The organism is Neorhizobium petrolearium, from assembly GCF_017873175.1.
GTDB classification, from domain to species: domain Bacteria; phylum Pseudomonadota; class Alphaproteobacteria; order Rhizobiales; family Rhizobiaceae; genus Neorhizobium; species Neorhizobium petrolearium.
Map to the genome: position 1 here is coordinate 207,774 of NZ_JAGGJW010000004.1, position 14,339 is coordinate 222,112.

The following is a 14,339-nucleotide window of genomic DNA, read 5'->3' on the forward strand; positions in this document are numbered from 1 at the left end:
TTTCCGTCTGGAACACGATAAATATATCAAGGGAAAAATGACATGGCGGCGGACGACGAGAGCAAGATTGCTCCCCTAGAACTGGACGAGGCGAAGGCGCGCGAGCTGGAAGAAAAGTTCGACTCGGAGATCCGCTTCCGGCCGCTCTCGCCGATGGCCGCCCGCCTGGTGGGCGTGCTGCTGGTGACGCTCTCCATTTTCCACTACTATACCGCCGGTTTCGGCCTGCTTTCGGAAGTCGTGCATCGCGGCATTCACCTCTCCTTCGTGCTCGGGCTGATCTTCCTCGTATTCCCGTTCACGCGGCGCGGCTACGACCAGCCGGCGCAATCGAGCCTCGTCCGCCCGCTCGGGATTTCGCTGATCGATTGGGCGCTGGCGGTCGGCGCGGTGGTCGCCGTGCTGCATGTCCCCTTCATTCCGCTCGATGACCTCGCCTTCCGCGTCGGCAACCCGACGACGACCGACGTGGTGCTCGGCGGCATTCTGGTTCTGGTGCTGCTGGAGGCGACCCGCCGTTCCGTCGGCTGGCCGCTGCCGATCATCGCCCTTCTCTTCATGGCCTACTCCATCTGGGGACCGTCCATGCCCGGGATCCTGGTGCATCCGGGCGCCACGTTCTCGCAGCTCATCAACCATCTCTATCTCACGACGCAGGGCATCTACGGCATCGCGCTCGGGGTCGTCGCGACCTATGTCTTCCATTTCGTGCTGTTCGGCGTATTCGCGACCCGCATCGGGCTTGGCCAGCTCTTTCTCGATTGCGCCGCCTGGGTCGCCGGGCGTTATGCCGGCGGGCCTGCCAAGGTGTCGATCTTCGGCTCGGCGCTGTTCGGCATGATCTCCGGCTCGTCTGTCGCCAATACCGTCACGGTCGGATCGCTGACGATCCCGGCGATGATCCGGCTCGGCTACAAGCGGACCTTCGCCGCAGCCGTGGAATCGGCATCCTCGACGGGCGGGCAGATCACGCCGCCGATCATGGGCGCGGCCGCCTTCCTGATGATCGAATTCCTGAACCTGCCCTATACGACGATCATCCTTGCCGCGATCGTGCCGGCCTTCATGCATTTCTTCGGGGTACTGATCCAAGTGCATTTCGAGGCCAAGCGCAACGGACTGCGCGGCATGACGCGCGAGGAACTGCCCGATCTTAAGGAAGCCTTCAAGCGCGACTGGCCGACCGTCATTCCGCTCGTGGTGCTGATCGCCGTGCTGCTTTCCGGCTACACCCCCTATCTTGCCGCCTTCTGGGGCATCACGCTCTGCGTCGCCGTCGGCCTCCTCAATCCGCGCCGGCGCATGTCCTTGACGGAGGTGTTTGAGGGGCTGCGCGACGGGGCCAAATATGCGCTCGCTGTGGGAGCCGCCGCGGCGACTGTCGGCATCATCGTCGGCGTCGTGACGCTAACCGGCGTCGGCTTCAAGATCTCCTATATCGTCACCTCCACCGCCGCGCAGATGGCTACCTTCGTCGGCACACTCGTGCCGGCCGCCTGGTTCGGGCCGCAGACGCTGACGCTGCTCTTCACGCTCATCATGACGGGTGTCGTCTGCATCCTGATGGGCTGCGGCATCCCGACGACCGCGAACTACATCATCATGGCAACGATCGCCGCCCCGACGCTCGGGCTTCTCGGGGTCGAGCCGATCGTCGCGCATTTCTTCGTCTTCTATTACGGCGTGCTTGCCGACATCACCCCGCCCGTGGCGCTCGCGGCCTACGCGGCGGCGGGCATGGCGGGCGCCGATCCGTTCAAGACCGGCAACACGGCCTTCCGGCTGGGGCTCGGCAAGGTTCTAGTGCCTTTCGTCTTCGTCTTCTCTCCATCGCTGCTGCTGGTCACTGCGAATTTCACCTGGAGCAACTTCCTCATCGCCTTCATCGGCTGTGTGCTCGGCATCACCTGCCTCGGCTCGGCACTTTCAGGATGGCTGCTTGTCAGGACGGCAGCCTGGGAGCGGCTGCTTCTCGTCGTTGCGGCAGTCCTTCTCGTGGTGCCGGAACTGATGTCGTCGCTGATCGGGGTGGCGCTGATCGTTCCCGTGCTTCTTCGCCAGTTCGCCGGCCATCGCATGCAACCCGCCTTGTAGCGAATCTGCAGAAGACTTATTCTTCATGGCCGTGGCAAAGGGTTGAACAGTTTTGCCACGGTCAAATCATCTTGTTCGGTTCGGTGCGTTTTATCCACAAGCTCAAGCGATGACTGTGGAGATCGATGGATTCTGGAGATTCTGCCGGGATCGCCCCTCCATAGTCTGCAAAGTGCTGTAGGATCGCGCCCGATTCAAAAAATACATGATTGGAAGACATGCAGGACGTCGCACGCAAGCTGACAGCGCTCAGCAACAAGGATGCGGAACCCCATTACCGCGAAGCTCCGAACAATATCGAAGCCGAACAGGCGCTTTTGGGCGCGATCCTGGTCAATAACGACGCCTATTATCGCGTCTCGGATTTCCTGAAGCCCGTCCACCTCCACGAGCCCCTGCACCGCAAGATCTTCGAGGTGGCAGGCGACATCATCCGCATGGGCAAGACTGCCAATCCGGTGACGATCAAGACCTTCCTGCCGGCAGAGGATAAGGTTGGCGATCTGACCGTGGCGCAATATCTCGCCCGTCTCGCGGCCGAAGCCGTGTCGATCATCAATGCCGAGGACTACGGCCGGGCGATCTACGATCTGGCGCTCAGGCGCGCACTGATCACCATCGGCGAGGACATGGTTAACATCGCCTATGACGCGCCGCTCGACATGCCGCCGCAGACGCAGATCGAGGATACCGAGCGCCGCCTCTTCGAGCTTGCCGAGACCGGCCGCTATGACGGCGGCTTCCAGTCCTTCAACGACGCGGTGGCGCTGGCAATCGATATGGCGGGGGCCGCCTTCGAGCGTGACGGACATCTCTCCGGCATTTCGACCGGCATCATGTCGCTCGATGCCAAGATGGGCGGGCTGCAGCGCTCGGACTTGATCGTTCTCGCCGGGCGTCCCGGTATGGGCAAGACCTCGCTCGCCACCAATATCGCCTACAATATCGCAGCCGCTTACGAACCGGAGGTCATGCCGGACGGCACGTTCAAGGCGAAGAATGGGGGCGTCGTGGGCTTCTATTCGCTCGAAATGTCGGCCGAACAGCTTGCAACCCGTATCATCTCGGAGCAGACGGAAGTCTCGTCGTCGAAAATCCGCCGCGGTGACATTACCGAAGCCGATTTCGAAAAGCTCGTCGCCTGCAGCCAGATGATGCAGAAGGTGCCGCTTTTCATCGACCAGACCGGTGGTATCTCGATCGCCCAGCTGTCCGCCCGCGCCCGCCGCCTGAAGCGCCAGCGCGGCCTCGATTGCCTTGTGGTGGACTATATCCAGCTCATGACCGGCGCCGGAAAATCCGGTGACAACCGCGTGCAGGAAATCACTCAGATTACCACCGGCCTCAAGGCGCTCGGCAAGGAACTGAACGTGCCGATCATCGCGCTGTCGCAGCTCTCGCGTCAGGTCGAAAGCCGCGACGATAAGCGCCCGCAGCTTTCCGACCTTCGCGAATCCGGCTCGATCGAGCAGGACGCCGACGTGGTGCTCTTCGTGTTCCGCGAAGAATACTACGTCAAGAACATGGAACCGCGCGATCCGGCCGATCCGAAATATCCGGAGTGGGAGGCCCATATGGACAAGGTGAAGGGCACGGCGGACGTCATCATCGCCAAGCAGCGCCACGGACCGACCGGCACCGTCAAGCTCGCCTTCCAGTCGGAATACACGCGCTTCGCCGATCTGGCCGACCCGAGCTTCACCCAGTACGAAGAGCATTGATCGGGTTTCGGCGCTCTCCCCCGCTTGGGCTGCATTGCGTAGCAAAAGCCAGCAGACCGAAGCTCAACCCAAGACACATCCGCAAGGATTGCTGGGAATTGTCGGGACGGGGAAAGTACAAGAAGCCCAAGCAGATCGTGACAGGGAGCAAGCGTCCAGATATCAAGGTTCTACCGCGGGAATTCCCGTGGTATGATGTTTCATGCGGACGTCGTCCGCCATGGCCTCCGCGCCAGAGACTTGTCTGATGAGCGAATTGGACGTACTTTTTGCCGCCCTGCGACAGGCGGCTGACCCGCAAGCGGTTGAGTGCATCGAGCAAGTGGTCATGCATGGCTCGGATCGCGATCTCAACCGCATCAATGTGTTTGCCTTCGCCAACACGCACAATCTCGACGAAGACAAAACGATTTCGGCGTTTCTCCATGCGGCCCGCATAGGCGCATTCGAGATGACCTGGAATGTCCTTTGCCCCGGATGCGGCGGCGTCCTTGAAACCGGCTCCAACTTGAAAGCGGTCGATCAGGGGACGTACCATTGCGCGCTCTGCGCGGCCGGATACGAGCCAACTCTCGACGAGATGGTCGAGGTAACGTTCACGGTCAGCCCGAGAGTGCGCCGCATTGCTGCCCACGATCCCGACCGCCTGCCCCCTCTTGAATACTACCGCCAGATATTCTTCAGCTCGGGAGTCGACCTGCCGGAGAACCTGGAAGCAAGCTTCGTACCTATTCTGCTGGAGATGATCGAGCTGGATCCGGGCGAGAAGGCTTTCGTCTCGCTGCAGCTGCCGGCGCAATTCGTCATCATCTTCGATGCCGTGACACACTCGGCGCAATTCATCGACGTGAAGGGTGAGCACACCGACGAACGCCAGAACCTCTCAATGTTCATCAGTCAGGATTATTCGCCGAACGAAACGCTTACCCTTCGTCCCGGCTTACTGCGGCTCACGATCGAGAATCACACCAACCGCAGAGTGCTTCCCAACGTCTGCGTCGCCGGAGACGAGCTGCATGATCTGCTGGGCCGCAGGCGACCTTTCCTGACAGCCAAGCGGCTTCTGACAAACCAGAGCTTCAGGGACATCTATCGGACCGACACGCTGGACATCGACCAGCGTCTCAAAATCACAAGCCTGACATTCCTCTTCACCGATTTAAGGGGTTCGACTGCTCTCTACGAGCGCGTCGGCGATCTCGCAGCGTTCGATCTGGTGCGAGCACATTTCAAGGTTCTTCACGAGATCATCGCCACGGAGGCCGGAGCCGTTGTCAAAACCATAGGCGACGCTGTGATGGCGACATTCCCGAGCCCGGACCGTGCGGTGGCGTCCGCGCTCAAGATGCGGGAAGCGATGCTTCGGCTGAATGCCGAGCACGGTCGCGAGGACCTTCTCCTGAAGATCGGTATCCATGAGGGTCCATGCCTCGCGGTAAACCTGAACGACCGGCAGGACTATTTCGGTCAGACCGTCAATATCGCCTCCCGCGTCCAGGGCCTTGCCGATCCCTATGTGATCCTCACGACGGAGGCCGTCGTCGGGAACGCCGAGGTTTCAGAGATCTTGAGAAACAACGGCATCGCATCGGTTTTTCGGATGGAGGAACTTCAGGGCGTCGAAAAGGAAGTGAGAATATTCGCCCTGGCGTGATCTCCGGATCTGCGCCGTCGACGAAGCGTGACGGAAATCCTGTCACGTTTATGCCTGGTGGCTGTCCAAGGCTAAGGCCAATCCGGATGCTCTCGCCCCAAAAGATTGTGCAGCGCGAAGGTTTTTCGCATGGCGGCCTTTTTCCCGCCTTCGAAACGGATAGGATCGCAGGAACATTCCTCACCATGGCCGACGTGTAAAAATGATCGATTTCGACAGCGACTCTTCTCCCTCCGGCGATTTCGACGTCGCGCCCGTCCGGCTGACGGTCGATCTCGCAGCGCTTGCCGACAACTGGCGGGAGATGCAACGCCGCTCCGGAAGGGCGCGCACCGCGGCTGTCGTCAAGGCGGACGCCTACGGTCTCGGTATCGAGGATTGCGGCACGGCGTTCTATGAAGCCGGCGCGCGGGACTTCTTCGTCGCGGTCGCCCAGGAAGGCGTGACGCTGCGCACCTATGCGCCGGACGCCCGCATCTATGTGCTTTCCGGCATCTGGCCCGGCCAGGAGCAGATGTTCTTCGAGAACGATCTCGTGCCGGTGCTGGCCTCCGAAGAACAGCTTGCCTTCTGGATGTCGGTCGTATCGGAACATGGAGACCACCCCTGCGCCCTGCAGGTGGATACCGGCTTCAATCGGCTCGGCCTTTCATTCGACGATGCTCTTGCCCTTGCAGGCGACGTCTCGCGGCCCGCAGGCTTCTCGCCGGTTCTGGTGCTGTCGCATCTTCACAGCGGCGACAACCCGGCGTCGCCCCTCAACCGGCAGCAGCTCGAACTGTTCCAGCAGGTTAGCGCCGCCTTCGAAGGCATCGAATCAAGTCTTTCGGCTTCTGCCGGAATCTTCCTAGGCCCCGAATATCATTTCGACCTCACCCGCCCCGGCATTGCGCTTTATGGCGGCGAATCCGTCGTCGGCATGATGCCGCTCAAGCCGGTGGTGAAGGCGGAGGCGCGTATCGTCCAGATTCGCGACGCCGCCGCGGGCGGCACGGTCAGCTACGGCGCCACCCATCAGCTTTCGCGCGAGAGCAGGCTTGCCATCGTCTCGGCGGGGTACGCCGACGGCTATCTCCGCTCGCTCTCCGGCTCGGGCGTGCCGCTCCGCACCGGCGGCTCGTCCGGCGCATTCGGCTTCATCGCCGGTCACAGGGTGCCGGTGATCGGCCGCGTCACCATGGATCTCACCATTCTCGACGTGACGGATGTTCCGCCATCCGATATCCGCGCCGGCGATTATATCGAGCTTTTCGGCCCCAACATGCCGCTCGATGACGTTGCACGGGCCGCCGGCACGATCGGCTATGAACTCCTGACCGGCCTCGGGTTGCGCTACGAGCGGCGGTATATCTACCCAGAATAGTTTCACTCCTCCTTGCCAGCAGCGATATTTCCGGAGTACAAGGACAAATGTTCCGCTTTTGTTCATGGCGGATTTCGTGAGTATTTAAAGACGGCAACTCATTTCATGGCAAAACCCAAAACCCAATTCGTGTGCCAGAACTGCGGCACGGTGCACAACCGCTGGGCCGGCAAGTGCGATGGCTGCGGCGAATGGAACACGATCGTCGAGGAAGACCCGATGGGCGGCATCGGTGGCGGTCCCGGCCGCGCACCGAAGAAGGGCCGTGCGGTGGCGCTCACCACGCTTTCCGGCGAGACCGAACGGGCGCCGCGCATCCATACCGGCATTTCCGAACTCGACCGGGCGACCGGCGGCGGTTTCGTGCGCGGTTCGGCCGTGCTTATCGGCGGTGATCCCGGCATCGGCAAGTCGACGCTGCTGATGCAGGCGGCGGCGGCCCTCTCCCGCCGCGGGCATCGCATCATCTATGTTTCGGGCGAGGAGGCCGTGGCGCAGGTGCGGCTTCGCGCCCAGAGGCTGGATGCCGCCAATACCGAAGTGCTGCTCGCCGCCGAAACCAATGTCGAGGACATCCTCGCCACGATTTCCGAGGGCAAGCGGCCCGATCTCGTCATCATCGATTCGATCCAGACGCTCTGGAGCGACACCGCTGATTCGGCACCCGGTACCGTCACCCAGGTTCGCACCGGCGTGCAGGCGATGATCCGCTTCGCCAAACAGACCGGTGCCGCGATGGTCCTCGTCGGGCACGTCACCAAGGAAGGCCAGATCGCCGGCCCGCGCGTCGTCGAACACATGGTCGATGCCGTCCTCTATTTCGAGGGCGACCGCGGCCATCACTACCGCATCCTGCGGACCGTCAAGAACCGATTCGGCCCGACCGACGAGATCGGCGTCTTCGAAATGTCCGACAAGGGCTTGCGCGAAGTCTCCAATCCGTCCGAACTCTTCCTCGGTGAACGCAATGCAAAGGCGCCGGGCGCGGCCGTCTTCGCCGGCATGGAAGGGACTCGGCCCGTGCTTGTCGAGGTGCAGGCGCTGGTGGCGCCGACCTCGCTCGGAACACCACGCCGTGCGGTGGTCGGCTGGGATTCCTCGCGGCTTTCGATGATTCTCGCCGTGCTGGAGGCTCATTGCGGCGTGAGACTCGGCCAGCATGATGTGTACCTGAACGTAGCAGGTGGCTACCGCATCTCCGAGCCGGCGGCCGACCTTGCCGTCGCATCGGCGCTGGTCTCCTCGCTTGCCGGTCTTGCCCTGCCCGCCGATTGCGTCTATTTCGGCGAAATCAGCCTCTCAGGGGCAGTGCGGCCGGTTTCACAAACGGCGCAACGCCTTAAGGAGGCTGAGAAACTTGGTTTTGCCGGTGCCATGCTGCCGGCGGCATCCGCCGAAGTGCCGAAAGGTACAGGCGGTCGCTGGACCGAGATCGACGACCTGCCGGACCTGGTGGCACGCATCGCAGGCTCATCGGCAAGGTTACGGCAAGCACCGGAAGATGATTGATCTTCCGTTAACAGGTCCGCTGTTGTATGACGGCTGCCTTGAGGCGGGGCGCCGGCATGATCCGGCAAGTCTTGGAGTAATATATGCCCATTACGATTTTCGACGGTATCGTCATCGGCGTGACGCTGTTTTCCGCCGTGCTCGCCATGGTTCGCGGCTTTTCGCGGGAGGTGCTGTCGATCGCAAGCTGGGTGGGCTCCGTCGCGGCCGCCTATTACCTCTATCCGCTGCTTCTTCCCTATGCGAAGAACTACACCGCCGATGACCGCATCGCGATTGCCGCGTCCGCCGGCATCATCTTCCTGATCGCGCTGATCGTCATCTCGTTCATCACGACCCGCGTCGCCGATTTCATCATCGACAGCCGCGTCGGCGCGCTGGACCGGACGCTGGGCTTCCTCTTCGGGGCCGCCCGCGGCATCCTGCTGCTCGTCGTCGCCGTCGCTTTCTGGAACTGGCTCGTGGCCGCGAATGCGCAGCCGGCCTGGGTCACGCAGGCGAAATCCAAGCCTTTCCTCGACACGCTCGTCGCGCGCCTCGAAGCCGTGCTGCCCGACGATATCGAGCCGCAGATCCGCGCACGCATCCTGGGCCGGGAGACAGCGCCCGCCGAGGGCGCCGCCGGACAGGATCAGCCGCCGGCAGAGGATGCGCCTGCGACAAATAATTGACGCTTTGTTGCGCTTGATGCAGCGCAAAACATCACCATTTGTGGTAACATTCGAATTCAGGTAAGAGCGGGCTGGGTTCCGGGGAGGTTTCCCCGGCCGGCCTTTCCATTTTTCCGACAGGGACAGTTGTCCGAAGGATAAGGGGCCAAGATGAGCGAGCCGGTTTCCGAGACGTTTGACGAAAAAAGCGTCCATGAATGGGATGGCGATACGCTTCGCGAAGAATGCGGCGTTTTCGGCATCCTGGGCCATCCCGAAGCGGCGACGCTGACGGCGCTTGGCCTGCACGCGCTCCAGCATCGCGGCCAGGAGGCGGCCGGCATCGTCTCCTTCGACGGCCTGCGCTTCCATTCGGAACGCCGCATGGGGCTTGTCGGCGACCACTATACCGATCCTGCCACGCTTGCCCGCCTGCCCGGCAATATCGCCATCGGCCACAACCGCTATTCGACGACCGGCGAGGTGGCGCTGCGCAACGTTCAGCCGCTTTTCGCCGAGCTTGAAGTCGGCGGCATCGCGATCGCCCATAACGGCAACTTCACCAACGGGTTGACCCTGCGCCGGCAATTGATCGCCGGCGGCGCCATCTGTCAGTCGACCTCCGATACCGAAGTGGTGCTCCACCTCATCGCCCGCTCGCGCTACACCTCGACAGCAGACCGTTTCATCGATGCGATCCGCCAGATGGAGGGCGGTTACGCGATGGTCGCGATGACCCGGACCAAGCTCATCGCGGCGCGCGATCCGATCGGCATCCGCCCGCTCGTCATGGGCGAGCTTGACGGCAAGCCGATCTTCGCTTCCGAAACCTGCGCACTCGACATCATCGGCGCGAAATTCGTGCGCGACGTGGAGAACGGCGAGGTCATCATCTGCGAAGTCCAGCCGGACGGCTCGATCACCATCGACGCCCGCAAGGCGGGCAACGGACAACCGGAACGCCTCTGCCTTTTCGAATACGTCTATTTCGCCCGTCCCGACTCGGTCGTTGGCGGCCGCAGCGTCTATGTCGCGCGCAAGAACATGGGCATCAACCTCGCCAAGGAAGCGCCGATCGAGGCAGACGTCGTGGTGCCCGTGCCGGACGGTGGCACGCCGGCGGCACTGGGGTATGCGCAGGAAAGCGGCATTCCGTTCGAATACGGCATCATCCGCAACCACTATGTCGGCCGCACCTTCATCGAGCCGACGCAGCAGATCCGCGCCTTCGGCGTCAAGCTCAAGCATTCCGCCAACCGTGCGATGATCGAGGGCAAGCGCGTGGTGCTGGTCGACGATTCGATCGTGCGCGGCACGACCTCGTTGAAGATCGTCCAGATGATCCGCGATGCGGGCGCCAAGGAAGTACACTTCCGCGTCGCAAGCCCGATGATCTACTACCCGGACTTCTACGGCATCGACACGCCGGACCGGGAAAAGCTTCTCGCCAACCAGTACGACAACCTGGACGCCATGTGCCGATATATCGGCGCGGATTCGCTCGAGTTCCTGTCGATCAACGGCCTCTACCGCGCCGTCGGCGGCGAGGACCGCAACGATGCACGCCCGCAATTCACCGATCATTACTTCACCGGCGCCTATCCCACCCGCCTGCTCGACAAGGACGGAGAGACGATGGGTCGCAAGGTTTCGGTTCTCGCCAGCAACGGCTGAGACGAACGGACCGGTTTGCATTCAGTGGCAAACGCTTTAGAAGGCTGCGGCAACGCAGCCTTCTTTTTATGCCGCGAGACCGTGAGGTGAGCAGATGAACATCGATTTGAAGAACAGGATCGCGCTGGTCACCGGCGCGTCGCGGGGCATCGGCTATTTCACGGCGCTCGCATTGGCAAAGGCCGGCGCGCATGTGATCGCCACCGCGCGCACCGTCGGCGGCCTGGAAGAGCTCGACGATGCGATCAAGGCGGTCGGCGGCACAGCCACCCTCGTCCCGTTCGACCTTACCGACATGGCGGCGATCGACCGGCTCGGTGCTTCGATCTTCGAGCGCTGGGGCAAGCTAGACATCCTCGTCGCGAATGCCGGCATCCTCGGCGTCATCTCGCCGCTCGGCCATATCGAGGCCAAGGTGTTCGAAAAGGTGATGACGACCAATGTCACCGCCACCTGGCGGCTGATCCGCTCGGTCGAGCCGCTGCTCGTCAAATCCGATGCGGGCCGCGCCATCCTCCTGTCGTCGGGCGTCGCCAGCAATCCCCGCGCCTTCTGGGGCGCCTATGCGATGTCCAAGGCGGCGATCGAGAACATGGGCCGCATCTGGGCTGAGGAGACAGCGCATACGTCGCTCAAGGTCAATCTCGTCAATCCCGGCGCCACCCGCACGGCGATGCGCGCCCAGGCGGTACCGGGAGAGGATCCGGAAATGCTGCCGCATCCTTCCGAAGTCGCCGAGAAAATCCTCTTCCTCGCCTCCCCCGACATGCAGGAGAGCGGCCGACTGTTCGTGGTGCGCGAGAACCGGTTCGTGGATTTCAAGTCGCCGGAGTGAGACGGTCGAACCATCGCGAGCAGGGACCATTCCTGCTTGCAGCTTCGAAGCGGGGGGCCTAATTTGCCCGGCATCGATTGGGTACCGGGACGCCTTCTCCATTGTCTCTTGCAGAATTCATCACGCAATACGGAGCGCTCGCGGTCTTCGTCGGAGCGGGAGCCGAGGGTGAGACGGCCGCATTCCTCGGCGGAATCTTCGCGCATCGCCACCTGATGCCATACTGGCAAGCGGCGGTGGCCGCATCGCTCGGTTCTTTCTTCGCCGACCAGTTCTTCTTCCTCGCCGGACGATACGCGAGCAGGCTTCGCTTCGTCCAGAACTTCACCGCCTCCGGCATGATGCAGCGCGTCACCCGCCTTCTGGAAACTCATCCGACCGGCTTCATCCTGTCCTTCCGCTTCATCTACGGCATCAGGATCATCAGTCCGGTCGCGATCGGCCTTTCCTCTGTATCGGCACTGCGGTTTCTGGCTCTCAACCTGGTCGCCGCAGGTATCTGGGGCACAGTCATCACCGCAGTCGGCTTTCTCCTCGGCAACGTCGTCGAAGCCGTTTTCGGCCGGCTGCACCTCCACGTCCATCTGTTGATCGCGCTCGCGGCCGTCGCCCTATTGATCGCCGCGACGGCCATCCTGACAAAGAAATACCTGGCACGTCCTTCCAGGGGCGCGTGAAGCCATATTGCCCACCGGTTGACGTCATGACCACACGCAAGCCCCGTATCCCGATTGCTTGATTTCCACTATGTTGTGGCGCCTGCGGTGGGACGCAGGAATCACATATTGGGGGATATCGCATGAAAAATATCGCATTCTATTTCTTCGGCGCGGCGGTGCTGTGCGTCACCGTCGGCATGTTCTGGGGCATCCAGATGTCGATCTCGCACAATCACACGATGGCGCCGGCGCATGCACACCTGAACCTCGTCGGCTGGACGACGCTCGGCCTCTTCGGCCTCTATTACACCGTGACGCCGAATGCCGCCGGCACCATGCTGTCGAAGGCCCATCTCGGTTTCGCCGTCCTCGGCGTTCTCTGTCTGGTGCCGGGCATTGCGATCGCGGTCTCCACCGGCGGCGAGGCGCTGGCCGCAATCGGCTCGATCCTCACCGTCATCTCGATGCTGATCTTCCTGGTTATCGTCTTCAAGAACGGTATCGGCCACAAAGCCTGACGCATTCGCCCGTGGCGCGGGCAAGGCCCCTTGACCAAAGTTCCCGCCCGCGCCATAACCTCGTACATGAAAACGGCGATTTCCATTTGCGGGATCATTATTCGCTAGCGCATCCGCTGGCCCGGCCGTTTTCGTCTCTCGAAAAGCCTTGAAGACAAACGACCCGGCCGGAGCCGGATGTCGGCCGAAAACCGCATACACTTTTCGGCATCCCGTTCTGCCGGCCGCTTGCTTTGGGAGATTTTTCGATGAGCGTTACGCTCAAGCTCTACAATACACTGACCCGCGAGAAGGCGGAGTTTTCGCCGATCGATGCCCGGAATGTGCGCATGTATGTCTGCGGTCCGACGGTCTACGACTACGCCCATATCGGCAATGCGCGTCCTGCAATCGTCTTCGACGTGCTCTTCCGGCTGCTGCGCCACGTCTATGGCGAAAACCACGTCACCTATGCACGCAACATTACCGACGTGGACGACAAGATCAACGCCCGGGCGCTGCGCGACCATCCCGGCCTGCCGCTCAACGAGGCGATCCGCGCGGTCACCGAACGAACCGAGACGCAGTATCACGAGGATGTGGCCGCACTCGGCTGCCTCACGCCCACCATGGAGCCGCGCGCCACGGACAATATTTCCCAGATGATCGAAATCATCGAGCAATTGATCGCCCGCGGCCATGCCTATTTGGCGGCCGGCGAAGTGCTGTTCGACACGAAGTCGATGCGCGACTACGGCCAGCTTTCCAAGCGTCCCCTCGATGAGCAGCAGGCCGGCGCCCGCGTCGCCGTGGATGCACACAAGAAGAACCCCGGCGATTTTGTCCTCTGGAAGCTCTCCTCCCACAACGAGCCCGGCTGGGAGAGCCCCTGGGGCCGTGGCCGGCCGGGTTGGCATATCGAGTGCTCGGCGATGAGCCAGCGTTATCTCGGCGAGGTGTTCGACATCCATGGCGGCGGGCTCGATCTCATCTTCCCGCATCATGAGAACGAGATCGCCCAGTCGCGTTGCGCCCACGGTACGGACGTGATGGCGAATGTCTGGATGCACAACGGCTTCGTGCAGGTCGAAGGCCGCAAGATGTCGAAGTCCGAAGGCAATTTCGTCACCATCTACGACCTCCTGCACACGGATACCTTCGGCGGCCGGCAATGGCCGGGCGATGTGCTAAGGCTTGCCATGCTGATGACGCACTACCGCGAGCCGATCGACTTTTCGGTGAAGCGGCTGGAGGAAGCCGAGCGCCTCATCGCCAAATGGCCCGCCGCCGACCCTTCGGATGCAGCCCCTGCCGACGTCGTACTGGAGGCGCTCGCGGACGACCTCAACACGGTCGCCGCCGTTCAGGCGCTGCACGGATTGGCGCAGGACGCCAACGCCGACAAGTCGCTGCTGCACGTCTTCGCGGCGAGCGCCGCCCTTCTCGGCGTGCTGCCACAAAAGATGGAGATCGACGAGGCCGTCGCCGCCGAGATCGACCGGCGCGTCAAGGCGCGCCTCGAACTCCTCAAGGCGAAGAATTTTGCCGAGGCCGACAAGATCCGCGACACGCTTTCCGCCGAAGGTATCCAGCTCAAGGACGGCAAGGACCCGGCAACCGGCGAACGGGTGACCACGTGGGAGGTGAAGCGGTAGGATGGGTGCCCTTGCGGCATATCCCCCT

The 14,339-nt window shown here is 62.2% G+C and carries 11 protein-coding genes; all 11 read left to right on the forward strand.

Going from position 1 to position 14,339, the window contains the following annotated elements; translation table 11 throughout:
• Positions 1 to 42 precede the first annotated feature (42 nt).
• The 11 genes from J2046_RS09370 to cysS all read left to right on the forward strand — a co-directional run bounded on the left by J2046_RS09370 (position 43) and on the right by cysS (position 14,311).
• Positions 43 to 2,094 carry a TRAP transporter permease gene (locus J2046_RS09370; protein ID WP_210051096.1) on the forward strand — a complete coding sequence of 684 codons (2,052 nt, stop codon included), beginning with the start codon at positions 43 to 45 and terminating at the stop codon, positions 2,092 to 2,094.
• A gap of 218 nt (positions 2,095 to 2,312) precedes the next feature.
• Positions 2,313 to 3,815, forward strand: coding sequence for a replicative DNA helicase (locus J2046_RS09375; protein ID WP_210051097.1), 1,503 nt, complete (start codon positions 2,313 to 2,315; stop codon positions 3,813 to 3,815).
• A 247-nt stretch (positions 3,816 to 4,062) separates the two neighbouring features.
• Entirely contained in the window at positions 4,063 to 5,469 is a 1,407-nt protein-coding gene (locus tag J2046_RS09380; RefSeq protein WP_210051098.1) for an adenylate/guanylate cyclase domain-containing protein, read from the forward strand.
• A 202-nt stretch (positions 5,470 to 5,671) separates the two neighbouring features.
• On the forward strand, positions 5,672 to 6,832 hold the full coding sequence (gene alr / locus J2046_RS09385; protein ID WP_210051100.1) for an alanine racemase: 1,161 nt from the start codon (positions 5,672 to 5,674) through the stop codon (positions 6,830 to 6,832).
• A 105-nt stretch (positions 6,833 to 6,937) separates the two neighbouring features.
• Complete coding sequence (radA, locus tag J2046_RS09390; RefSeq protein ID WP_210051102.1) at positions 6,938 to 8,341, forward strand: DNA repair protein RadA; 1,404 nt, start codon at positions 6,938 to 6,940, stop codon at positions 8,339 to 8,341.
• A gap of 83 nt (positions 8,342 to 8,424) precedes the next feature.
• On the forward strand, positions 8,425 to 9,012 hold the full coding sequence (locus J2046_RS09395; protein ID WP_210051104.1) for a CvpA family protein: 588 nt from the start codon (positions 8,425 to 8,427) through the stop codon (positions 9,010 to 9,012).
• A 150-nt stretch (positions 9,013 to 9,162) separates the two neighbouring features.
• Positions 9,163 to 10,665 carry an amidophosphoribosyltransferase gene (gene purF, locus J2046_RS09400; protein WP_210051106.1) on the forward strand — a complete coding sequence of 501 codons (1,503 nt, stop codon included), beginning with the start codon at positions 9,163 to 9,165 and terminating at the stop codon, positions 10,663 to 10,665.
• Between the two features lie 94 nt (positions 10,666 to 10,759).
• The gene (locus tag J2046_RS09405; RefSeq protein WP_210051108.1) at positions 10,760 to 11,500 is read left to right on the forward strand and encodes an SDR family NAD(P)-dependent oxidoreductase; all 741 of its coding nucleotides are present in this window, start codon (positions 10,760 to 10,762) and stop codon (positions 11,498 to 11,500) included.
• A gap of 101 nt (positions 11,501 to 11,601) precedes the next feature.
• Positions 11,602 to 12,177: a DedA family protein gene (locus J2046_RS09410; RefSeq protein WP_233469647.1), complete on the forward strand. Its 576-nt coding sequence runs from the start codon at positions 11,602 to 11,604 to the stop codon at positions 12,175 to 12,177.
• A 122-nt stretch (positions 12,178 to 12,299) separates the two neighbouring features.
• Positions 12,300 to 12,677, forward strand: coding sequence for a hypothetical protein (locus tag J2046_RS09415; protein ID WP_037150484.1), 378 nt, complete (start codon positions 12,300 to 12,302; stop codon positions 12,675 to 12,677).
• Positions 12,678 to 12,925: 248 nt separating this feature from the next.
• Positions 12,926 to 14,311 carry a cysteine--tRNA ligase gene (gene cysS, locus J2046_RS09420; RefSeq protein WP_210051109.1) on the forward strand — a complete coding sequence of 462 codons (1,386 nt, stop codon included), beginning with the start codon at positions 12,926 to 12,928 and terminating at the stop codon, positions 14,309 to 14,311.
• Positions 14,312 to 14,339 lie beyond the last annotated feature (28 nt).

Excerpts from the sequence above, each read along its gene's own strand:
- J2046_RS09370 (WP_210051096.1), top strand. The coding sequence starts at position 43 with ATGGCGGCGGACGACGAGAGCAAGATTGCTCCCCTAGAACTGGACGAG.
- J2046_RS09375 (WP_210051097.1), top strand. The coding sequence starts at position 2,313 with ATGCAGGACGTCGCACGCAAGCTGACAGCGCTCAGCAACAAGGATGCG.
- J2046_RS09380 (WP_210051098.1), top strand. The coding sequence starts at position 4,063 with ATGAGCGAATTGGACGTACTTTTTGCCGCCCTGCGACAGGCGGCTGAC.
- alr (WP_210051100.1), top strand. The coding sequence starts at position 5,672 with ATGATCGATTTCGACAGCGACTCTTCTCCCTCCGGCGATTTCGACGTC.
- radA (WP_210051102.1), top strand. The coding sequence starts at position 6,938 with ATGGCAAAACCCAAAACCCAATTCGTGTGCCAGAACTGCGGCACGGTG.
- J2046_RS09395 (WP_210051104.1), top strand. The coding sequence starts at position 8,425 with ATGCCCATTACGATTTTCGACGGTATCGTCATCGGCGTGACGCTGTTT.
- purF (WP_210051106.1), top strand. The coding sequence starts at position 9,163 with ATGAGCGAGCCGGTTTCCGAGACGTTTGACGAAAAAAGCGTCCATGAA.
- J2046_RS09405 (WP_210051108.1), top strand. The coding sequence starts at position 10,760 with ATGAACATCGATTTGAAGAACAGGATCGCGCTGGTCACCGGCGCGTCG.
- J2046_RS09415 (WP_037150484.1), top strand. The coding sequence starts at position 12,300 with ATGAAAAATATCGCATTCTATTTCTTCGGCGCGGCGGTGCTGTGCGTC.
- cysS (WP_210051109.1), top strand. The coding sequence starts at position 12,926 with ATGAGCGTTACGCTCAAGCTCTACAATACACTGACCCGCGAGAAGGCG.